This window comes from Pseudomonas sp. SWRI18 (genome assembly GCF_014268345.1).
Lineage (GTDB): Bacteria > Pseudomonadota > Gammaproteobacteria > Pseudomonadales > Pseudomonadaceae > Aquipseudomonas > Aquipseudomonas cedrina.
The window spans coordinates 1-20,228 of record NZ_JACCQQ010000017.1 but is presented as its reverse complement, the minus strand read 5'-3'; the positions used below and the strand labels follow the sequence as shown (position 1 = coordinate 20,228).

Sequence of the window (20,228 nt, the reverse complement as noted above, 5' to 3'; positions counted from 1 at the left end):
CCGGTTTTGTTTTGTCTACCCTCTGTCCGGTCCGTACCAGATACCCGTCACTACCAGCGATACGTCAACGAACTCACCAACTGCCGCTCATCGCCATACCGGCAAATCGCGAACTCGCAGTAGGTGTAGCGTTTGTTGGTCACGTTGTTCGCGTTGAGCGCGACTTCCCAATGGGGGTCGATTTCGTAGCTGGCCCGGGCGTCGTACAGGGTGTAGGCGGGCATTGCCGACGGCACGCCGGAGGCTTGGGTGGTGCCTTTGTAGCGGGCGCCGCCGCCGATGCGCAGTTGCGGGATGCCGAGTGCAGCCAGGCGGTAGTCGGCCCACAGGGCGGCCTGGTGGTAAGGGGTGTCTTCGCTGCGTTGGCCGATCTCGCTGGCGATATCGCTTTTGGTAATGCGTGCGTCGATGTAGGCATAGGACGCGATCAGGCTGAGGTTGGGCGTGACTTCGGTCTTGGCTTCAAGCTCGAAGCCCCGGGAGCGCACTTCGCCGACCTGTACCGAGAAGTTGATATCCGTGCGGTCCTGGCTCAGCACGTTGCGCTGTTCCAACTGGTACACCGCGGCACTCAGCAGTGTGGCGCTGCCTTCGGGTTGATAGCGGATACCGATTTCATATTGTTTGCCCTCGGTGGGCACGAAGCTTTGCTCCGCCTTGTTGGTGCCGGCCACCGGAAAGAAGGATTCGCTGTAGCTGATGTAGGGCGCCAGGCCGTTGTCGGCCTTGTACACCAGGCCCGCGCGCCAGGTGGTGGCTTCATCGCTTTTGCCGCTGTCGGCCGAATTGCGGAACAGTTCGGTGTGCTGGTCCGCCCAGTCGTGACGGCCGCCCAACAGCAAAATCCAACGCTCATCGAACTTGATCTGGTCCTGGAAATAGATGCCTTTTTGCAGGGTGTCGATCTGCGAGCCACGGTCGGTGGCGGGGTTTTTATTGACCACCACCGGCTGGCCGTACTGGTAGGTGGCCAGGTTCAGCGACGGTGCATTCCCACGGAAGTTATGCGAATCGTAGCTCGTGTCATAACCGTCGAAACCCAGCAGGAAGGTGTGCTGCCAGTCACCGAATTGCCATTTGCTCTCGACGTTGGTGTCGCTGGCCAGGCCTCGTGAGCGCTCCTGGCGGTCGCTGTATTGGCGACGCAGGATGCCGCTGGTTTGCGCGGTTGCTATGCCGGCGGTGTTGACTTGCAGGTACCGCCACGTCACATCCGACTGGTAATACCGCAGCTTGTGGCTGATGCGCGTGTGCTCGTCGAAGCGGTGGTCGAACTCATAGCCCAGCGCCGACATCTCGCCGTTCATTTCGTCATAGTCCGGCTCGCCGATGAAGTCGTGGCGGCCAATCTGGAACCTGCCGCTGCCCACGCCTTTGGTCAACTGATAGGGCAGGGGCGCGGAGAAGCCGGTCTCGGTCTTCTGATAGAACGACAGCAAGGTCAGCGAAGTATCGTCATCGGGCTGCCAAGTAAGGGCCGGGGCGACGTAGACCTTGTCGTTCTGGATATGGTCGGCCGCGGTGTCGCTCTTGCGGTCGAGCAGGGTCAGGCGATAACTCAAGGTGTCGCTGTCACCCAACGGGCCCGTGAAGTCGGCAGACAATTGCTTGCGGTTGTTCTGCCCGGCTTGCAGGTTGATCTCGTGGTACGGCGTCTGGCTGGGGCGCTTGCTCACGGTGTTGATCAAGCCGCCCGGCGACAGTTGGCCGTACAGCACCGACGCCGCACCGCGAATCACCTCGGCGCGTTCCAGCCCATAAGGTTCCTGCACGCCGTCGTAGGAGTTGTTTTGCAGGCGCAGGCCGTCGCGCAGCGAACCGCCCGTGGCGGACTCCACATCGAAACCGCGAATGCGGAAGCGGTCCGAAGTGCGGTTGAAACTGGTCGGCTGGCTGGTGAAACCGGGCGTAAGGTCCAGGGTTTGCGAGAGGGTTTCGGATTGGCGGTCGCGGATCTCGTCACTGGTGACCACCGACAGCGATTGCGGGGTTTCGATGATCGGGGTGTCGGTCTTGGTGGCGCTGAGGTTGCGCGTGGCGACATAGCCTTTGACGTGTTCAGTGCTGCGCTCTTCGCTCAGGCCAGTGATGGCGGTGGGGCCCAGCTCGAGCGAGCCGCGGGTGTCGAGTGGCACCAGCACGTAGCCGTTGGCGCCTTGCACCGCCTGCAAGCCGCTGCCGCGCAACAATTGGGCGAAGCCCTGCGCCACCGGGTATTGCCCTTGCAAACCGGCAGTGTCCAGGCCGGCGACGGTCTTGCTGTCGAACAGCAGCGCCACGTGCGCCTGCTGGGCGAACAGGTTCAATGCCGGGCCCAAGGCGCCGGCGGCAATGGCATAACGCGTGGTTTCCTGTGCCGCCGCCGGGCTGCTGACGGCCAGGCTCAGCGTCGCCAGGCTGGCCAGGTTGAGCGCCAGGGCGAGGGGCAAGGGAGAACGCTTAAAGTGGCGGTGCATGGAAGACATTCCTGTTATTGAGGTGCTTTCTTCCTTGACGCAGCAGTCGTGAAAAGCGGAACCCGGCACGCCAGACTATTTTTCAACACGCTCGATCTGCAACCACAGGGGGCTGAACGCGCGGATCCGCACCGGCAGGCCATCGGCAATCAACTGCAGGGCGCGACGCGGGTTATCCAGCGGCAATACCGCGGACACGCGCAGGTCCGCCAGTTGCTCGCGGTCGAACTGCACATGGCCGCCGTATTGGCGCGCCAGTTCGTCCAGCACCTGTGGTAATGGCCAGTCCTGCACCACCAGTTGATGGCGTTGCCAGGCATCGTCGGTGGTACGTGGGTCGATCTTGCCCAGCAGCGTCACGGCATCCGGCGTGATACGCGCTTGCTCGCCGGCGCTGACGTGCACAGCGTTCTGCTGGCTGGCGCCGGTAGCGGCGACCTTGGATTCAAGCATGCCGAGCAGGGTGCCCGGCGACTCGCGCTTGACCGTGAAGCGCGTACCGAGGGCGCGCACTTGGCCGTCGTCGGTGACCACGGTAAAGGGTCGCGTCGCATCATGGGCCACCTGTACCAGGATTTCACCGCGCAGCAAACGCACCTGGCGCTGCTGGCCGTCGAAGGTCAAATCCACGGCGCTGTTGCCGCTGAGGGTCAGTTGCGACCCGTCTTGCAGATCGATGCGTTGCCATTGCGCCGGCGCGGTGCGCTGGTCTGCCAGCAGATAGCTGGGTGGGTAGGCCCGCAGCGCCAGGACCACCGGCAATGCCAGCAGCAACCCCAGCAGCACGCGGCCGGCCGGGTTGCGCCGACGAACCCGCACGGCTTCCAGCGCAGCCTGCACCGGCGCCTGCTGCGGGCGCAACGCCTGCAGGCGTCCGACAAAACCCTGCATGCGCTCAAAGGCTGCGGCATGCCGTGGGTCGGCGGCTTTCCAGCGCTCCAATTGCTGGTGTTCGCGCTCGCTGAGGTTGCCTTCGTTGAGGCGGATTACCCAGTTGGCGGCTTGCTGGTCGAGGTCGGCGCTCATACGTCCAGCGCGTGGTTGCAATGCAGCAAGGCATTCATCAGGTGTTTGCGCACCATGCGCTCGGAGATGCCCAGGCGGCTGGCGATCTCGCTTTGGCGCTGGCCTTCGAGAAAGTACAGCAGGAACGCCTGCCGCGCATTCAGGGCGAGACCGTCGAGCACGAAGGCGATCTGCTCCAACGCTTCGAGGGTCACCAGGATTTGCTCCGGCGACTGCTGGCACTGCTCCATCATCTCGATGGTCAGCGTCAGTTCCCGCAGGTACGCATCCTCCAGTTGGCGACGGCGCGCGCGGTCGATGATCAGGTGGCGCGCCGTGGTCGTCAGGAAGGCCCGTGGTTCGCGCATCCCACCGAGCGCGTCGCGGGAGGCGAGTATGCGCATGAAGGTGTCGTGGGAAAGATCCGCCGCGTTATGCGGGCAGCCGAGCTTTTTGCGCAGCCAGCCGAACAACCAGCCATGGTGCTCGGTGTAGAGCATATGGACAGCCTGGTTCAAGGTAGGGTTGCTGGCCGGCATCGAGGGTAAGTCTGCGGATAAGAATTATTCGCAAGATTAGCGGTGTGCCATCAGCGAATGCAAGCGTGGCCGGCGCACGGTCTGTATTTAGGTGGTCGGGGTCGATAAGCAGGGGTTCTTGGGTGCGGTGTCGGGACGAACGGGCGGTGCGGTAGAGGCGGCAACGTCCCAGGTCAGCAGGAGTTGGCTGAGCGCCGCGTCGAGAGTTGCGTGGGGTAGATTGTCCCGTGCCAGGATCGAAACACCCTGCAGGAAACTGTCGAACACCGCCGCCATCACGGCCGGGTTGATCGTGTCCGGCAATTGCCCCATACGCACCGCGCGCTCCACGCACGCCACGATCCCGGCCCGCGTGCGCAGCCGCGACTGCGTCAACCCATCCGCCACCCGTGCATTCTCCGGGCTGGGCGCACTCATCACGCCCAGCGCCACCATGCAGCCCTTGGGATGCCCATCCTCGCATTGCATGCGTACAGACTGGCGCAACGCTGTTTCAACCGCCTGACGCGGTTGCAGGCTTTCATCCCACAAGCATTCGGTGACCTGGGCGTAGGTCGTCAGGTAGCGCTGCACGCATTCGTCGAACAGCGCCTCTTTGGAGCCGAACGCGGCGTAGAAGCTCGGCGCAGAGATACCGCCACCCAGTCCCGCCTTGAGTTGGGCGAGGGAAGTGGCATCGTAGCCGTGCTGCCAGAACAGGTGCATGGCCTGTTCCACGGCCTGTTCGCGGTCGAAAGTGCGGGGGCGGCCCATTTGTGCCATGTCAGGTCTCCGGTGAATAGCGAGATAAATACTAGTCGATACATAAGTCGTTGACAATGTGCGGCCGCGCCTTGCAACATCTATATCGATCAGTATCTAAGTCTTGCTCAAGGAGTTGCCCGTGACACCATCACTGACCTTATCGGCGTCATCCGACCGCCTGCCCATCGGCGCCTTGCTCGCCCTGGCCATGACCGGCTTTATTTGCATCGTCACCGAAACCCTGCCGGCCGGTCTCTTGCCGTTGATCAGCGACGGCTTGGCGATTTCCCCGTCCATGGCCGGGCAGATGGTCACCGCTTATGCGTTGGGCTCGGTGCTGGCGGTGATCCCCATGACCATCGCCACCCGAGGCTGGCGCCGGCGCAATGTGCTGCTGCTGACCATCGTTGGCTTCCTGCTGTTCAACTCCATCACGGCGCTGTCCTCCCATTATGGTGTGATCCTGGTCGCGCGCTTCTTTGCCGGCGTGGCGGCAGGGTTGGCCTGGAGCCTGCTGGCCGGTTACGCCCGGCGCATGGTCGCGCCGCAGCAACAGGGCAGGGCGCTGGCGTTGGCGATGGTCGGCACGCCGATTGCGTTATCCCTGGGTGTACCGCTGGGGACCTGGCTGGGTGGGTTGGTGGGGTGGCGCACCACGTTCGGCCTGATGTCGGCCATGAGCCTGGCGCTGATTGCGTGGGTGCTGGTGAAGGTCCCGGACTACGCGCCGCAGCCCGCCCATCAACGTGTGTCGCTGCGTAAGGTGCTGACCACGCCGGGGGTACGGCCGGTGCTGGCGGTGGTGATCAGTTGGATGCTGGCGCACAACATTTTGTACACCTACATCGCCCCGTTCGTGGCGCCGGCGGGCCTTGCCGATCGGGTCGACCTGGTGCTGCTGGTCTTCGGGGCGGCTGCGCTGGTGGGGATCTGGTTGACGGCCAAGCGGGTCGAGGCGTTGCTGCGCAAAACCGTGCTGGTGAGCTTGATGCTATTTGCGCTGGTCTGCGTGGTGTTTGGCTTGATGGGCAGTGCGCCTTTGGTGATCTACCTCGGCGTGGCCGTATGGGGCCTGAGTTTCGGCGGCGCGGCCACCTTGCTGCAAACCGCGCTGGCCGATGCGGCGGGCGACGGCGCGGATGTGGCGTTGTCGCTGAACGTGGTGGCGTGGAACAGCGCGATTGCCGGCAGCGGCGTGGTCGGTGGGGTGCTGCTCGACCGCTGGGGCGTGGCGGTGTTTCCTTGGGCGATGCTGGTGTTGTTGGCGGTGGCGCTGGTCATCGCAGGGGCGGCGCATGCCCATGGCTTCAGACCGGGACGACGGTCTGCCCATGGGGCGGCGGTGGTCGGGCATTGAAGCAAGCAGCGCCTGAGCGGACGACCACAGAAAACAACTGGGTCATCTGCTCAGCGCTGATCACCGGTGCGACCCTCAATCAGGCAGGGTTGACGCCACCCGGAATCAACCGCGCTTCACGCAATGTGTCGAACACATCGAAAAACGCCTGGTCGCTGGCCTGGTAGGCGGTGAACCCCATCATGCGGCTTTTGGACATGTCCGTGACCACCTCGATGGGCCGCCCGAGGTCGGCGTCGGTGTGCCAGGGCGAAATCAGCCGGCCGATATCGGTTTCCTTCAGCCCGTGCTCTGCAGCGATCTGGCGCCAGCTGTCCTGGTCATCGGCCATCTGCTGTTCCAGCGGGGCGGGCGTTGCGGGAAAGTCGGCCGGCGTGAGGCCGAAGTAGTGCGCAATCCGGCCCCACATCCACTTCCAGCGAAACACATCGCCGTTGGTGATGTTGAACGCCTGGTTCGCCGCCGCCGGTGTGGTGGCTGCCCACAGCTGTTGTTTGGCCAATTGCCGCGCATCGGTCATGTCGGTGAGGCTGTCCCACTGCACGCGTGAGCCGGGAAATACGAAGGGGCGCCCGGTGTGTTTGCAGATGCTGGCGTAGACCGCGAGGGTGGTCGCCATGTTCATCGCGTTGCCTACCGCCACGCCGGTGACGGTATGCGGGCGATGCACGCTCCAGGTGAAGCCGTCCTTTTCCGCGGCGGCGAAAACTTCGTCTTCCTGGGCATAGTAGAAATTTTCCACGTCGAGCCGGCCTTGCTCCTCGCGAAACGGGGTTTGCGGCAGGCTGCCCTTGCCATAGTTTTCGAACGGGCCAAGGTAGTGCTTCAGGCCGGTGACCAACGCCACATGCTGCACCGTTCCGGCGGGGCGCACGGCGTCCAGCACGTTGCGCACCATGGCAGCGTTGACGCGGATGTTCTCGGCCTCAGTGGCTTGGCGCGACCAGGTGGTGATGAACACATGGGTGGGTTTCAGCTTGGCCAGGGCCTGTTGCAGCGAGGCCGGGTCTTGCAGGTCGGCGGCGACCGGGATCACCCCCGGCACCTGCGAGGGCCGTCGGGACAAGGCGGCGACCTGCCAGTTTTGCTCAAGCAGTAATTGGGTAATGGCGCTGCCAACGATGCCGCTGGCGCCCACGACTAATGCGGTCTGGGTCATAGGATTCTCCCGAGAATGTAGGTTTGTGAGCCTCTGTGCGTAGGAGAGGTTCAACCTGATCTGTAGGGCTGCGCGCACTAATCCTGTTTATGAGGGTCCATAGGCCCCGCACGGTCGTCCCTGGCCGTCTGTTCATCCTCAGGTAAAAAGATCTAAGCATGTTCCTACGCACTTTTGCAGTTGGCCTGTGGGCCTTGATTTTGTTCTCCACCGCAGCACAGGCACGTGGCCCGATCGACCTGTATTCCGCTGAGCAACGACAGCTCTCGTTCGACAGCTGCGCCGCGTTGTTCCCCGCTGCCACGCCGATCAAGACCGCGACCGTTCCCGCGTCGATGAAACCCCTGGCGCTGTGCTCCAACAGCTTTGCGGTGTTGTATTCGCAGACCAGCAAAACGCCGTTGCTGGTGGTCGAGCGCCTCAACGCGCGCCAACTGCGCGACGCCAAGGGCGAGGAGCGCACCAACCATTTCTACGCCGACCCGCGCATCCCCATGGCCGGGCGCGCGCAACTCAGCGACTATCGCGACCAACACCCGGCGATGGACCGTGGGCACCAATCCCCGGCCGCCGACGCACCGAGTGCTTTAGCCATGGCGCAGTCCTTCGCGTTGTCGAACATGGTGCCGCAAGACCCCACCAACAACCGCAAGATCTGGAGCAAGGTGGAGGCCGACGTACGCAAGTTCGCCACGCGCGCCGGCGGCGACGTGTATGTCTTTACCGGGCCGCTGTTCGATGCGGGCCACGGCACCATTGGCGACAACAAGGTCTGGGTGCCGACGCGGCTGTTCAAGCTGGTGTACGACGCCTCTTCCCAGCGGGCGTGGGCGTATGTGTTGCCTAATGCAGAGACACGCATCCAACGGCCGATGGACTACGAAGCTTTTGTCAAAAGCACTGGGCTGAAATTGTTGGGGAACCTTCCGGTTGTGGGCTCGGTGGGGCGGACGTAACTCTTCAGCGCCGCGGCGGCATTGCTGGCATTTTCTGCGCCTGACCCACCGCTTTCGCAGCCTCGCTAAAGCTCGACAGCTCCCACAGGGGATCGGCTTTTGTTGGTTGGGTTTGCGTTGGCGCGGCTGGCGTAATCCCAGCCGTGACGAAGATCAAATGTGGGAGCTGTCGAGCCCCGGCGAGGCTGCGAAGGCGGCGGCATTGCTGGCATTTTCTGTGCCTGACCCACCGCTTTCGCAGCCTCGCTGAAGCTCGACAGCTCCCACAGGGGGTCGGCTTTTGTGGGGTGGATTTGCGTTGTCGCGGCTGGCGTAATCTCCGGCGCGACGAAGATCAAATGTGGGAGCTGTCGAGCCCCGGCGAGGCTGCGAAGGCGGCGGCATTGCTGGCATTTTCTGCGCCTGACCCACCGCTTTCGCAGCCTCGCTGAAGCTCGACAGCTCCCACAAGTGGATATCGCTTCAAGAGGTTATACTTACCCCCCCGCGAATCACCTCTTCAAACAGCCCGAGATATCCCATGAGCACCTCTCTCCCTCTCACCCCTGCGCGAAAGCCCGTCGCGCCGCTGGTGGCCTTCATTATTCTGGTACTGGGCGCCCTGTTCCTGCAAAACAGCGTTGGCTCGCGCCAGGTGCTGTTGCTGGTGGTCGGCGCCGCGCTGGGCCTGACGCTCTACCACGCCGCCTTCGGCTTCACGTCGGCCTGGCGCGTCTTTATCAATGAGCGCCGTGGCGCCGGTTTGCGCGCGCAGATGGTGATGCTTGCGCTGGCGGTGCTGCTGTTCTTCCCCGCGTTGGGGGCGGGCACCTTGTTCGGCCAGCCAGTGGTTGGGCTGGTGGCACCGGCCGGGGTGTCGGTGGTGTTCGGCGCGTTCATCTTTGGCATCGGCATGCAGTTGGGCGGCGGCTGTGCGTCGGGCACGCTGTTCACCGTGGGCGGCGGTAATGCGCGCATGCTGGTGACACTTCTGTTCTTTATCTGCGGCTCGTTGATCGCCACGCACCACGTGGACTGGTGGTTCGCGCTGCCTGCGTTCCCCGCCGTCTCCATCGTCAAGAGCTTCGGCGTCTTCCCGGCATTGCTCGCCAGCCTGACCATGTTCGCGATCATTGCGATGGTCACGGTGCGCCTGGAAAAGCGCCGCCACGGTCAGTTGGAAGAGGGGGTCAAAAGCGAACACCAGGGCCTGCGCCGTTTCCTGCGCGGACCCTGGCCACTGCTGTGGGGCGCGATTGGCCTGGCGTTGCTCAACTACGCCACCCTGGCGCTGGCCGGGCGCCCGTGGGGCATCACCTCGGCGTTCGCGCTGTGGGGCGCCAAGGTGGCGAGCGGGTTGGGTGTGGACGTCAGCGCCTGGGCGTTCTGGCAGATGCCGGGCAATGCCAAGGCCTTGGCCGCGCCGGTGTGGGAAGACATCACCAGCGTGATGGACATCGGCATCGTCCTCGGTGCACTGCTGGCCGCCGGCCTGGCGGGCCGCTTTGCCCCCAGCCTCAAGATCCCGGCACGCTCGCTGATCGCCGCGGTCATCGGCGGCCTGCTGCTCGGCTACGGTTCGCGCCTGGCGTACGGCTGCAACATCGGCGCCTACTTCAGCGGCATCGCCTCCGGTAGCCTGCATGGCTGGGTGTGGCTGGTGGCGGCGTTCATCGGCAACAGCGTGGGCGTGCGGTTGCGGCCGTTTTTCTTTGCCGGTGAGCAGCGGCCGAAGGCGGTGTTGAGCGGGTGCTGAACAGTGCGCGGGTTCTGGCTCGCGCTGAAGCTCCACTGTGAAAGCTGTCGAGCCCCAGCGAGGCTGCGAAGGGGCCGGCACTGCTGGCGTCTTCATTGCCGCCGGCCCGCCATCGTAGGTCTACGAGGCCGGGGCTGCCCTTCGATCAGCTCTCTTGTGAAGGGCTTGAGTCCTCAGCCGCTGGCGCAGCGAGCTTTTCCCGCTCCGCCTTGCTGATGTACTTATCCTTACTTTTCGGCGCCAGTTTGGCGCTGGCTTTTTTGGCTTTGGCCTTGAACAACTGCTTAAGTTTTTTCTGGCGATTCATGTCGTTCTATCCGGATTGTTCAGGCGCGGGATGATACCAGCATAAAATCCGGGGCCGTTCCCTGGGGCGCTTTTTAGCGCTGATCTGTGCATTGAATCGCCTGCCCTTTTGCCAATAATCGGGTCCTCCAGCGCACAACGGAAGACACTGATGAGCATCCACACCCGCACCAAACGCCTGACCGTCCCGCAACTGGTCGCCATGAAGGGCCAGCAGAAAATCGTCTCGCTCACCGCCTACACCAGCGCCATCGCCAAGCTGATCGACCCGGTGGTCGACTTCATCCTCGTCGGCGACTCCACGGCTATGGTCGGTTATGGCCGGCCTTCGACCTTGAGCATGCAGCTCGAAGAAATCATCGGCCACACCCGGGCCGTGGTCGACAGTACACGCCTGGCCTGTGTCATCGCCGACATGCCGTTTGGCAGCTATCAGGAATCAAATGAACAGGCTTTTCGCAATTGCGCACAAGTAGTGGCGCGTACCGGTTGCGATGCCGTCAAACTGGAAGCCAATAAGGCCTTGGCCGGCACCGTCGAATTTCTGGTGGCGCGCGGTATACCCGTCATGGCGCATGTAGGGCTGATGCCGCAGTTCGTCAATGTCATGGGCGGCTTCAAGGCCCAGGGCCTTACCGCCGAGACCGGCGCCTTGATTGCCGAGGATGCGCGCGCCAACTTGCAGGCGGGCGCGTTCAGCCTGTTGCTTGAAGGGGTGGCCGAGGGCGTTGCCCGGCAGATCACCCTTGATTCGGCGATGCCCACCATCGGCATCGGCGCTTCCCCCGCCTGCGACGGCCAGGTGTTGGTGACAGAAGATGTATTGGGCCTTGGCGGCGAACAGGCACCGCGCTTCGTCAAACAGTACGCCGACGTTGGCGCGGTGATCCGCGACGCCTGCGAGCGCTTTGCTGAAGACGTGCGCCATGGGCGTTTCCCGCAGGCGCGGCACTGCTACGGACTTTGACGGATCGCCTGTCCCAGTTGCGCCACGGCCCGAACGATGTCCTTGCTCCAATCGAGGGTAAAGCTCAAGCGTACATGTTGTCTCCAGGCACCATGCTGGCTGAACAACTCCCCGGGGGCGATGACGATGCGTTCAGCCAGCAGCCGCTCGAACACCCGTTGCATGTCGACCGGCTGTGTGGCCTCAAGCCAGAAACACGCGCCGCCTTGCGGGATCATTGCGTGGAAAGCACCATTGCCATGCTGGTCCAGCAAGCCTCTCATGCGAACCATGCAGTCCTGCAGCAAGGCGCGCAGCTTATGCAGATGCGTGTCGATGCGCCTGGAGGTGAACAGCTTGGCAATCGCTTTCTGGCGGATCGGCGAGAGACGAAACGCCCGCTCCAGGAACAATCGTTGCAACTGCGGGCCATGCCCGCGGCACAGCAGATAGCCATAGGGCGCCTCCGCGCCGATCACCTTGTCGAAGCTGGAGAACACCACCAGTCTGTGCGGGGCGGCAAAGTCACGATAGCGCGCCGGTTGGGGGGCGAAATACAACTCGCCGTACGTGTCGTTTTCGAACAGCCAGATCTCCCGCTCAGCCAGCCACTGGCAGATCTGCCGCTTGTCCTCGTCCGGCATGCGGCTGCCGTGGGGAATGTTCACTGTCGATGACAGTACTGCCAGGGCGATGGGCTCATGCGTGAGCCGTTCATAAAGCGCGTGCAGGTCGAAACGCCCGTCGGCGCCCAGGGCCAGTTCGATCACGCGGATGTTCGCTGCCTGCAATTGGCGCAGAATCGCCCACGAACAGGGCGATTCCACCAGCGCCACGGTGCCCGCCAGGTCCAGGGCATTGAGCGACACCTCCAGCACGCTGTGCAGGTCCGCGCCAATAAACACCTGATCGGCCTGCCAGTAGCAATCAGTGGAGCAGGTATAGCGTTCGGCCAACGCCGCCCGCAGCTCCGGTTCGCCGAAGGGCAGGTACAGCGGTGTGAGTGAGCGCGGGTAATGGCGGGCCAGTTCTCGCTCCATCAGCAGCAGCGGGTTCTCCAGCGACAGCAACAGGGCGGGGGCGTCGCTGCTCAAGGCCAGCATTCCAGGCTGGCGGGCGCTGGCGAAGACCTGGTCGATCAGGCTGGGCGAGTGATCAGTCGATGGAGGCGGCGGTATCGAACGGGTGAAGTACCCCAACTTAAGCTTGGCGTAGATGCGCCCTTCATCCTCAAGCAGCGCATAGGCGTATTTGGTCGTCGACACCGATACACCCAGGCGCTGCGCCAATTGGCGCAGGGACGGCAACCTGCGATCACCTTGGGCAGGGCTGGCCTCGATCCATTCGACGAGGTAGCGGTACACGGCCTGATAGGCGAAGGCGGCGTCTTTGGGTTTAGCCATGATCATTCCTGGCGGCCGCTGTTACAGGCCGGCGGGTTAACAGGCTTGCACGTCGCGAGGGCAGCGACGTGCATTGAGCCGGCAGGCAACGTCTACGCCGGCTCAATACTTCTCGCCAGCCCTGCAGCCCACGCGGCAGCCATCTTTTCGCCCACCGCTTCAAAAGCCGGGTGAGTGCTTCGATAATCCGATAGCTCTAGCATCGCGCGGTTCATGCCGCTGCGTACCCTGGCGAGCAATTCATTGCAGCGCGCCTCTGTCAAATTGCACGAATTACGTCCGAACTGCACCAGCAGCTTGCGCTTTGGCCACGCTTTCGAGCCGCCGAGCAGCAGGCCCATGATGTCGTTCGGCTGATACACCGTGGTGGTCACGAGGTCGTAGGCTGGCGCGAGCCAAACATCGGCGTCTTCTGCGCAGTGCTCATAGAGCAGCCCGAAATTCTTCAAGTGCCCGTCACCATTTTGGATCGCGGCCGAGAGCGCCACCATCAAGAAGAAGTCTTCCAATGCCTTGGTAACGCGGGAAGGGGGAACGTACGCCTTGATCAACTTTGCGCAGCCCTGGTAACTGCCGTCGTACTTCTTGTCCGTTCCCCTTCCGGAGAGAACACACATATCCTCAAACCCCAGGTAGGCGCCATCCCGGATATCGAACCGTTTCACCACCAGAAACTTGCCCTGCTGGCTTAGCTGGCATTCAGGTACCTCAAGGCCTGTATGAAAGGCCGCGCGCAGGCAGAAAAACTCATTGGCTGCCAGTTGCGCGAAGTCTGAATCATTGAAGGCCTTCACCAAGTGCGTGGCGCCACGGTGGGTGAGGCACGCAACATCGGGATCCGTATCGCCAGCATCGCGCACCAGTACCTTAGGTTGAACGCCGGACACACCTGAATAGGCTGCGTAGGTTTTCATCAGATCGTCGAACAGGTCTTTCGCCCCGTCATACATCAGCAGATTGGAGAGTTTGATTTCAGGCAGCGATTCGCCAGCGCTGGCTTGGGTGACGCTGATGCGACCTAGCTGGTGCGGACCGACGATACCCAGCAGGGCGAAGTCGTCAAAGCCACGTACGGACTTGCTGAAGCGGCGTACAAGCTCGGCTTTCAAATGCCCTTCGGGAAGGTGCATCTCAAACAGAGGATGGATTCCATACGTCCAGGTGTAGCTTTCCAAGCGTACCGGCATCGTCAAGGACACCGCGTCCTTTTCGGCAATCGCTTGGTTATATGAGAACACCGAGTCGTGCCGGTTTTCTTCGCTGCGCCCAAGTATTCCAGCCAAAATGCCGCTGACCCCGATGTTCAGCCGTTCGCTTTCTTTAGTCATGGAAGTTTTCTGCTTTCAGTTCATCGAGCGTCTTGCGGCGACGCTTGGGCGTCGCGGTCAATTCATAGCCCAACCCCTCAAGGATAGCGGCTACCTTTCGGACCCCCACTTCAGGGATGGTGTTGTTCTCAATCCCCGAAATGGTTGCTCGGCTCATACCGTGCCGAAGCGCGAGCTGACTTTGCGAAAGGCCTGCCGCCTTACGCAGGCTTTTGATTAGCAGACCCAAATCTTCCATATTAAATTGCATCCTATACAGTGCAGATATGCGAAATTTTATATTTATGCATCGTATTCCATACGTTTTGCGTTGAGTAGCGTTTTTTTCGACTAGGAGTCTGTACGCGCCAGAAACGCTGTGATCAATTCCACAACCTGCTGCTGAATCGCCTCCCGTGGCCGGCCGCCCTCACCATCCCGGCAAATCATCCCATCCCCCGGCGAGTCCTCTTCAATCAACGCCATACCACCCGGTTTGCAGATCGCCATGAAACTGAAGTGGGTCGCATCGCCGATTTCCATATACTGCGTCGACGCTTTGGGCATGCGCCTGACCATGTCAGCCGACTCCAATTCGGGCGACATATCCTCGGTGGGTACGCCTCCCGCAATCACCAGCGCCGGCACCGGCAGCGCGGCCAGGCTGGCGTCGGTGAAGCCGCGCGACAGGCCCAGATCCAGGGACACAACGGCGGTAACGCGCTTATCGCTCAAGTCCTTGGCCAGTTCGGCCTTCCCGACTGGCGTGCCGGCAGGGTTCATCTGCTTATAGCCGATGCAGCCGCCCAGCTTGGGGTGGATGTCGCAGTCCCGGGCAAACAGCACAGGATCGAAACGCGCACCGGCGATTTCCATCACCGTCCAGCCGCCGAGGGAATGACCCACTGCGGCAATCCGCTGCTTCGCCACTGCGCCAAAGTGTGTTGGCTGAGCCAGTACCGCGTCGATGGCGCGGCTCAAGTCTTTGGGGCGTTGCCACAACTGTGCGGCTACCTGCGGGCTGCGGTCCTTGCTGGTGGTGCCGGGGTGGTTGACCGCCGCGACGATATAACCCTGGCGCGCCAAGGCGCTGGCCAGCCACACCTGGTTGCCCCAATTGCCGCCATACCCATGGGAAAGCACCACCAGCGGGTGCTCACCCGCAGCCGGCGGTGCGTCGGGCACGCCGAGGGCACCGACAAAGACAGGGTTGTCGGCGATCAGTTCGGGGGTGGCAGCGGTGGCGGCGGGGTACCAGACCACCATTTGCAGTGCGCGGTGGTTTTGCGCGTCGGGCAGGGTGGTGCTTCGAAAACCAATGGCGGTTTCCTCAGCCGACGCGACAGCGGTCAAGCAGAGCAAAAGGAGGGCGGCGAGGGCGGTTTTCACTGTTTATCGTCCTTGATATGAGGTGGCGCAGCATGCACCCAAACAGGCCGTTTTGGTAGAGGGCAGGCGGGACTAGGAAGTGGCTGACGCGTTCCTACTTTAAAGTATGACGGAGTTGTCCTTCGTTATTTTAGGAAGTGCATGGCTTTCTTCGGTTAATTAATCGTGCAATGGTAGAGGCGTGAATCTTACAGCTGGCTTGATTTGAACCTTAAGTGTTAATGCACGACTCTATGGTGATGATTATGAAAAGCTTGATGGTGCTTCCAAACAGCAAGAACGCAAGTCAGTTATCGCTTGCTCTGTTTGCCGGTTTTATTATTTTTACACAGGCTGATACGTTTGCTGCGGAGCACACGATTAGTAAAATGAAGGCGCCCAGTCCGGTACTTATATTGTCTAATTCTAATATTGATCCCGGTGTCGGGTTCGCAGTCTTCGACATTTTGTACCCCGACATTCCTGCGGGAACACTCGTGGGGCCCAAGCAGCTGTTGGAGATTAGTTGGCGTACAACTTACTATCCTGGGACGATCAATGAAGAAATCCAGTTATGTTATTTTCTGCCGTTCAGTTCTCAAAATAGCTGTGAAAAAATCTATCCAAATGCTTCCGGGACATTGATGTTTTTTAATGATCAAGCCTTCGGTCATGGTTCAAAGGTTGTGATTAATCATAAAGTTTTAGGCGGCGCGCGACCTTACGCTCGTCCCGCTGGTGTGGACTTGGTAAGTTTTAAATATAGGTACTGATGAGGTGTCAAACGCTCACGCTCGTTTCGATGATGCGCGTTTTAATGAATGTTCATAGGTAAGGTGAATACCCATGATTAACGTCAGTTCATCTACGTCCTCGTCTAACACCCGCCCGGCAAACGATGCCGCCAGCGTTGTAGCCCGGCGCCCGGTGTCGCCGGAGGACAGCAAAAATGCCGCGTCCATTTCTTCAAATCGTGGCACTTCCACTACGGTTTCAATCCTGGCACTTCAACTGAGTGACGCGGCAACGCGGGCTGCAGCCAGTGTGGAGCAGAAAAGCACCGATCCGCTCGACCCGATCACAGGCGAAGAATATTTCGCCAACAACACGCAACACGACGCAGAAATACCCAATACCACCCACCCGGAACTGTTGGCACGGGCGCGACAAGCGACTGACTTCCTGAACGGCCACGACACAAACCCCTTCAACGGGCTTGGGCGCGATCAACTCAACCTGATTGCCCGCGATGACAGTGGCGCCTTCACTGTTAACGAGCGACGCGCAGCTTGGGAAACGATGCAATCGATGGAGTCTCCAACTGCGTCGAGTTCGGAGTCGGTCTCTGTCAATGGCCGTGACATCATGGTTTCGCGCTTGTTCAACAATCGCGAACCCCCCGTCGCCTTGCCACCGGCGACCTTTGAGAACATCACTCAAAGACGCAGCGAATTCCTGACCCTTGATGATCGCGCCTTGATCGGGGACATGTACGCCTATGCACAGTCGCAAGGCGCGGATCTGGCTTACGTCGATCGATTGGTCATGTCACTCAGCACCTACCGTTATTACAGCGACGGGCGTCAACTCAGTGGCAATAATGGCTACGACACGGACGGGTATCGAGTGACCTTGGATTTCAAGCCGGAGGACGCCGCAACCGCCTCCAGCATACTCAACGGTTCGGCAATCAATAGCACCCGTATCGACCAAGGCTTTTTGCGATACATTCTGAGCCCGGACCACGGATCGTTCATCAACATTGGCGGCATACCTTTCCTGGAGCGGATGGTAAAAAAATTCTCCAGTGAGGGCGCGGATCAACCTCCACTTGGCAGTGAGTTCACCACCTTCAAAAGAGCCAGAGTCGAAGATCATGTCGTCAGCACCACGCACAAGGATATAAGGCTCCCACCTTCCAAAGCAGTCACACAGGTCGTCAACGGTGTATGGAGCCTCACCGAGTACGGCAAGGCCGAGGGTTACAGACTGGATAAAGCCACCCGCCAGGTGTACAAGCCCGCCGAGCCACCAACGGATCAAGCGCAACAGCGTTCAACCTGGAACGATCCCGCCAGCGAGGCGCGCAACAATAGCCTCTTCCAAGCCCTCTCCGACACGGGGGAGCAACCCAAGACACGATGGCTCTGGCCCGGTCACCTTTTCAAGCTGATGAAAAACTTCAAACCCTGAGGCCTGGCACATTTCGTCGTTTACCGGACAGCTGACCGTCGTTGACGCTTGGTATTGGCCAACACAGCCCCATAACTACCCCTGTATCCATTAAACGCAAGGGCAGACCATGACCAACCAAACCGAAACCGCCATCCTCGCCGGCGGCTGCTTCTGGGGCATGCAGGACCTGTTGCGCCGCTACCCAGGCGTGCTGAGCACGCGCGTCGGCTACACCGGCGGCGATGTGCCGAACGCCACCTACCGCAACCACGGCAACCACGCTGAGGCCATTGAGATTGTGTTTGATCCGGCGGTGATCACTTATCGACAAATTCTCGAATTCTTTTTCCAGATACATGACCCGAGCACGCCGAATCGTCAGGGCAATGATCTCGGGCCCAGTTACCGTTCGGCGATCTATTACCTGAGCGAACAGCAACGGGATATTGCCAACGATACGGTCGCTGACGTTGATGCCTCGGCACTGTGGCCGGGGCCGGTGGTGACTGAGATCGAGCCGGCGGGGCCGTTCTGGGAAGCGGAGCCGGAGCATCAGGATTACCTGGAGCGCATTCCGAATGGGTATACGTGCCACTTCATTCGGCCGAATTGGACGTTGCCGAAGCGGGCTTGAAGAGGGCGGCGCACCCGAGTAGTTGGGGCGCCGCATCCTAGTCTGATCCCGCTGTTGCCTAGGCGTGGGTCAGCCCGGTCAAGGTGTCCGCAATCGTCTTGGTGCGCTGCGCCGTGCCTTCCGTCTCGCGGCTGGACGCCTCCAGCGCATCGAGCATCTCACGCAGCGCGCCCACGCCGGTGGACTGGTCTTCGATCTGTTGCGCCACGCGCTGAATCTCGCTGGACAACAGGTCGATATCCACACCAATGTCCGCCGCATTCTTACGCGTGATTTCCGCCAACTTGCGCACCTCGTCCGCCACCACCGCAAAGCCCCGGCCCAGGTCGCCGGCACGCGCCGCTTCAATTGCGGCGTTGAGCGCCAGCAGGTTGGTCTGCCCGGCGATCTGCTGGATCACCTGCACGATCGACTGGATGCGCAAACTCGACCCGGCCAGGGTGCGCGCGCCTTCCACCGCCACATCCGCCTGGCTGGACAGCCCCTCCACCGTGGCTCCGGCCTGGGCAGACACCGTGTTCTGCCGGTCAATGGTACCCACCAGGTCATCCATCGACGCATGCAACTCACCCGAATAATGCTTGAGCTGCGCCGCGATATCCTCCTGCTGACGCTCGGCCTGGGCCAGCACTTGTCCCAAATCCGCCAGGCCCTCGAATACCGGCAGGATATTGCGGTCCAGCCCGCGGGTATTCAGGGTAGTGCTGAAGTCATTGTTCTTGAACGCGGCAATCTGCTTGACCACCACATGGTTCAACCCCGCCAGCTTCTTCACCTGGCGCCGCAGGAAAAACGCCTTGAACTCGCCGTAGTGCGCGATGAAATTGTCCACGTACTCGTCAGTAAAACTCGCACCCTTGGCCACCCGAAAGAAGAAAATCGCCGTCAGCGTCTGGTTCAGGTTCAACCCCAGAATCTCCCCAAAGGTCGAAAACCCCGCCAGTGGCACATCCCCAAACGTGCCGGCCATGCTGCCCAGCTCGGCGCCGTTGTTCAGCCGGCGCAAAATGCAGTCGTTCAAGATACCCGCCACCGGCTGGCCGCCCTTGCCGCGCAAGAACTGCTCGTAGTCCAACCGCGTCGCCTCGCGTAACGGCGTACGCCGCACCATCACCAACTCCTCGCCGGGCGCCACGTCGCAAAACAACTGCACGATCTGCTGCTCATAGTCGATGCGCGCAATCGAGCGCACAAACAGCTCACTGCCCACCCGAATCGCAAACGAATAATCCGCCAGCTTCGCCTCCAGCGCCTGGGGCGTGCAACTGAACGCATCACACAGCGCCTGCACCATGCTCTTGATGTTGCCGTGACTGTCGATCACCTGGTCGATCGTGCGGTCCTCCACCGACGCCGTCAGTACACTGAAGCTCACATCCGCCGGCTTGAAGTTCTGGCTCTTGAATACCCCAAACCGCACCTGTGCCGCGGTCTTCAAAAACACAATCTGCGCATGGTTCTGATAACTGCGCTGGCCGTCATGAATCAACGTCTTCTGAAAATCCGCCTTACCCCCGGCCGACCCGCCCACAAACAAACACGGAAACCGCCCCGACTCATACAGCGCCTCCATGAAAAACGACTCCGACGCCGACAACCCATCAAACACCACATACGCCAACGTATCGCGATGATCGATCAAGGTACGCACCTGCACGCGCTTGATGTTGCTCACCAACTTGGCAATCCGCTCCTGCATCCCCAGGCGCTTGCCACCACTGCGAATATCCTCACATTCCAACGGCACCATCACCACCTCGGCCGAGGCGATCACACTGTCGTCGAACAACTGCAACACGATCCGGTCCCAGCGCTCGCCCGTGGCGCAATACAGCGAATTGGGCGCGTTGCAGAGTTCACCGGACGTGGTGCAGAGGCTGAGGGTGGAGTGGGGGAAGCGGCGTTTGAGCTTGGCGGCGATTTGGTCGATGTCCAGGTGCGGCGAGATGAAACCGGTGATCAGGGTGGGGCTGATTCGCAGGGTGGCCAGGGACGCGTCGAGTTCGTTGGCGGTGCAGGTGAGGGTGGTAGAGCCTTGGCGGGTGGGATGGGCTTTTTTGAGCAGGTTGAGTGGGTTCATGGTGGGGAGGGGCTCGATCATGTGGACGCGCGGGGAGGCGTGTCGATAATCAAGTTAT

At 61.3% G+C, this 20,228-nt stretch carries 18 protein-coding genes; 7 read left to right on the top strand and 11 right to left on the bottom strand.

What is annotated here, in order from left to right; translation table 11 throughout:
* Positions 1–50: 50 nt before the first annotated feature.
* The 4 genes from H0Z09_RS18460 to H0Z09_RS18445 all read right to left on the bottom strand — a co-directional run bounded on the left by H0Z09_RS18460 (position 51) and on the right by H0Z09_RS18445 (position 4,762).
* Positions 51–2,456: a TonB-dependent siderophore receptor gene (locus H0Z09_RS18460; RefSeq protein WP_186692192.1), complete on the bottom strand. Its 2,406-nt coding sequence runs from the start codon at positions 2,454–2,456 to the stop codon at positions 51–53.
* 75 nt (positions 2,457–2,531) lie between these two features.
* Positions 2,532–3,482, bottom strand: coding sequence for a FecR domain-containing protein (locus tag H0Z09_RS18455; protein WP_186692189.1), 951 nt, complete (start codon positions 3,480–3,482; stop codon positions 2,532–2,534).
* Positions 3,479–4,000, bottom strand: a complete 522-nt coding sequence (locus H0Z09_RS18450; RefSeq protein ID WP_186692187.1) for a sigma-70 family RNA polymerase sigma factor — start codon at positions 3,998–4,000, stop codon at positions 3,479–3,481. Before H0Z09_RS18450 ends, H0Z09_RS18455 begins: the two co-directional genes overlap by 4 nt.
* Before the next feature lie 87 nt (positions 4,001–4,087).
* Entirely contained in the window at positions 4,088–4,762 is a 675-nt protein-coding gene (locus tag H0Z09_RS18445; protein ID WP_186692185.1) for a TetR/AcrR family transcriptional regulator, read from the bottom strand.
* 121 nt (positions 4,763–4,883) lie between these two features.
* On the opposite strand from H0Z09_RS18445, the gene H0Z09_RS18440 reads away from it, so the two are divergent.
* Entirely contained in the window at positions 4,884–6,101 is a 1,218-nt protein-coding gene (locus H0Z09_RS18440; RefSeq protein ID WP_186692183.1) for an MFS transporter, read from the top strand.
* Positions 6,102–6,180: 79 nt separating this feature from the next.
* Here the strand turns inward: H0Z09_RS18440 and H0Z09_RS18435 are convergent, their stop codons facing one another.
* Entirely contained in the window at positions 6,181–7,260 is a 1,080-nt protein-coding gene (locus H0Z09_RS18435; RefSeq protein WP_186692181.1) for an SDR family oxidoreductase, read from the bottom strand.
* 158 nt (positions 7,261–7,418) lie between these two features.
* On the opposite strand from H0Z09_RS18435, the gene H0Z09_RS18430 reads away from it, so the two are divergent.
* Together H0Z09_RS18430 and H0Z09_RS18425 are read left to right on the top strand one after the other, a co-directional pair.
* A complete protein-coding gene (locus H0Z09_RS18430) occupies positions 7,419–8,216 on the top strand; it encodes a DNA/RNA non-specific endonuclease (protein WP_186692179.1) in 798 nt (265 codons plus the stop codon).
* A gap of 520 nt (positions 8,217–8,736) precedes the next feature.
* The gene (locus H0Z09_RS18425) at positions 8,737–9,951 is read left to right on the top strand and encodes a YeeE/YedE family protein (protein ID WP_186692176.1); all 1,215 of its coding nucleotides are present in this window, start codon (positions 8,737–8,739) and stop codon (positions 9,949–9,951) included.
* A 145-nt stretch (positions 9,952–10,096) separates the two neighbouring features.
* Here the strand turns inward: H0Z09_RS18425 and H0Z09_RS18420 are convergent, their stop codons facing one another.
* Complete coding sequence (locus H0Z09_RS18420; protein WP_076953371.1) at positions 10,097–10,258, bottom strand: DUF2986 domain-containing protein; 162 nt, start codon at positions 10,256–10,258, stop codon at positions 10,097–10,099.
* Between the two features lie 150 nt (positions 10,259–10,408).
* Here H0Z09_RS18420 and panB point away from each other — a divergent pair, with 150 nt between their 5' ends.
* Complete coding sequence (gene panB / locus H0Z09_RS18415; protein WP_076953373.1) at positions 10,409–11,224, top strand: 3-methyl-2-oxobutanoate hydroxymethyltransferase; 816 nt, start codon at positions 10,409–10,411, stop codon at positions 11,222–11,224.
* Here the strand turns inward: panB and H0Z09_RS18410 are convergent.
* The 4 genes from H0Z09_RS18410 to H0Z09_RS18395 all read right to left on the bottom strand — a co-directional run bounded on the left by H0Z09_RS18410 (position 11,212) and on the right by H0Z09_RS18395 (position 15,302).
* Positions 11,212–12,606 carry a PLP-dependent aminotransferase family protein gene (locus H0Z09_RS18410; RefSeq protein WP_186692174.1) on the bottom strand — a complete coding sequence of 465 codons (1,395 nt, stop codon included), beginning with the start codon at positions 12,604–12,606 and terminating at the stop codon, positions 11,212–11,214. The two genes, panB and H0Z09_RS18410, sit on opposite strands and share 13 nt — an antisense overlap.
* 92 nt (positions 12,607–12,698) lie before the next feature.
* Positions 12,699–13,934 (bottom strand): type II toxin-antitoxin system HipA family toxin, encoded by a 1,236-nt coding sequence (locus H0Z09_RS18405; RefSeq protein ID WP_186692172.1) that lies wholly within the window; start codon positions 13,932–13,934, stop codon positions 12,699–12,701.
* Positions 13,927–14,172, bottom strand: a complete 246-nt coding sequence (locus H0Z09_RS18400; protein ID WP_186692170.1) for a helix-turn-helix transcriptional regulator — start codon at positions 14,170–14,172, stop codon at positions 13,927–13,929. Before H0Z09_RS18400 ends, H0Z09_RS18405 begins: the two co-directional genes overlap by 8 nt.
* 92 nt (positions 14,173–14,264) lie before the next feature.
* On the bottom strand, positions 14,265–15,302 hold the full coding sequence (locus H0Z09_RS18395; protein WP_186692168.1) for an alpha/beta fold hydrolase: 1,038 nt from the start codon (positions 15,300–15,302) through the stop codon (positions 14,265–14,267).
* A 245-nt stretch (positions 15,303–15,547) separates the two neighbouring features.
* Here H0Z09_RS18395 and H0Z09_RS18390 point away from each other — a divergent pair, with 245 nt between their 5' ends.
* From H0Z09_RS18390 to msrA, 3 genes are all read left to right on the top strand, one after another.
* A complete protein-coding gene (locus tag H0Z09_RS18390) occupies positions 15,548–16,054 on the top strand; it encodes a hypothetical protein (RefSeq protein WP_186692166.1) in 507 nt (168 codons plus the stop codon).
* 73 nt (positions 16,055–16,127) lie between these two features.
* Complete coding sequence (locus H0Z09_RS18385; RefSeq protein ID WP_186692163.1) at positions 16,128–17,474, top strand: hypothetical protein; 1,347 nt, start codon at positions 16,128–16,130, stop codon at positions 17,472–17,474.
* Positions 17,475–17,583: 109 nt separating this feature from the next.
* Complete coding sequence (gene msrA / locus H0Z09_RS18380; RefSeq protein WP_169378055.1) at positions 17,584–18,090, top strand: peptide-methionine (S)-S-oxide reductase MsrA; 507 nt, start codon at positions 17,584–17,586, stop codon at positions 18,088–18,090.
* Positions 18,091–18,148: 58 nt separating this feature from the next.
* On the opposite strand, the gene H0Z09_RS18375 is transcribed toward msrA, so the two are convergent.
* Complete coding sequence (locus H0Z09_RS18375; RefSeq protein WP_186692160.1) at positions 18,149–20,170, bottom strand: FIST N-terminal domain-containing protein; 2,022 nt, start codon at positions 20,168–20,170, stop codon at positions 18,149–18,151.
* Between the last annotated feature and the right edge of the window lie 58 nt (positions 20,171–20,228).

Coding starts and splice junctions, on each gene's coding strand:
- H0Z09_RS18445 (WP_186692185.1), bottom strand. CDS start 4,762: ATGGCACAAATGGGCCGCCCCCGCACTTTCGACCGCGAACAGGCCGTG.
- H0Z09_RS18420 (WP_076953371.1), bottom strand. CDS start 10,258: ATGAATCGCCAGAAAAAACTTAAGCAGTTGTTCAAGGCCAAAGCCAAA.
- H0Z09_RS18405 (WP_186692172.1), bottom strand. CDS start 13,934: ATGACTAAAGAAAGCGAACGGCTGAACATCGGGGTCAGCGGCATTTTG.
- msrA (WP_169378055.1), top strand. CDS start 17,584: ATGACCAACCAAACCGAAACCGCCATCCTCGCCGGCGGCTGCTTCTGG.
- H0Z09_RS18455 (WP_186692189.1), bottom strand. CDS start 3,482: ATGAGCGCCGACCTCGACCAGCAAGCCGCCAACTGGGTAATCCGCCTC.
- H0Z09_RS18450 (WP_186692187.1), bottom strand. CDS start 4,000: ATGCCGGCCAGCAACCCTACCTTGAACCAGGCTGTCCATATGCTCTAC.
- H0Z09_RS18390 (WP_186692166.1), top strand. CDS start 15,548: ATGAAAAGCTTGATGGTGCTTCCAAACAGCAAGAACGCAAGTCAGTTA.
- H0Z09_RS18435 (WP_186692181.1), bottom strand. CDS start 7,260: ATGACCCAGACCGCATTAGTCGTGGGCGCCAGCGGCATCGTTGGCAGC.
- H0Z09_RS18375 (WP_186692160.1), bottom strand. CDS start 20,170: ATGAACCCACTCAACCTGCTCAAAAAAGCCCATCCCACCCGCCAAGGC.
- H0Z09_RS18425 (WP_186692176.1), top strand. CDS start 8,737: ATGAGCACCTCTCTCCCTCTCACCCCTGCGCGAAAGCCCGTCGCGCCG.
- H0Z09_RS18410 (WP_186692174.1), bottom strand. CDS start 12,606: ATGGCTAAACCCAAAGACGCCGCCTTCGCCTATCAGGCCGTGTACCGC.
- H0Z09_RS18430 (WP_186692179.1), top strand. CDS start 7,419: ATGTTCCTACGCACTTTTGCAGTTGGCCTGTGGGCCTTGATTTTGTTC.
- H0Z09_RS18460 (WP_186692192.1), bottom strand. CDS start 2,456: ATGCACCGCCACTTTAAGCGTTCTCCCTTGCCCCTCGCCCTGGCGCTC.
- H0Z09_RS18400 (WP_186692170.1), bottom strand. CDS start 14,172: ATGGAAGATTTGGGTCTGCTAATCAAAAGCCTGCGTAAGGCGGCAGGC.
- panB (WP_076953373.1), top strand. CDS start 10,409: ATGAGCATCCACACCCGCACCAAACGCCTGACCGTCCCGCAACTGGTC.
- H0Z09_RS18385 (WP_186692163.1), top strand. CDS start 16,128: ATGATTAACGTCAGTTCATCTACGTCCTCGTCTAACACCCGCCCGGCA.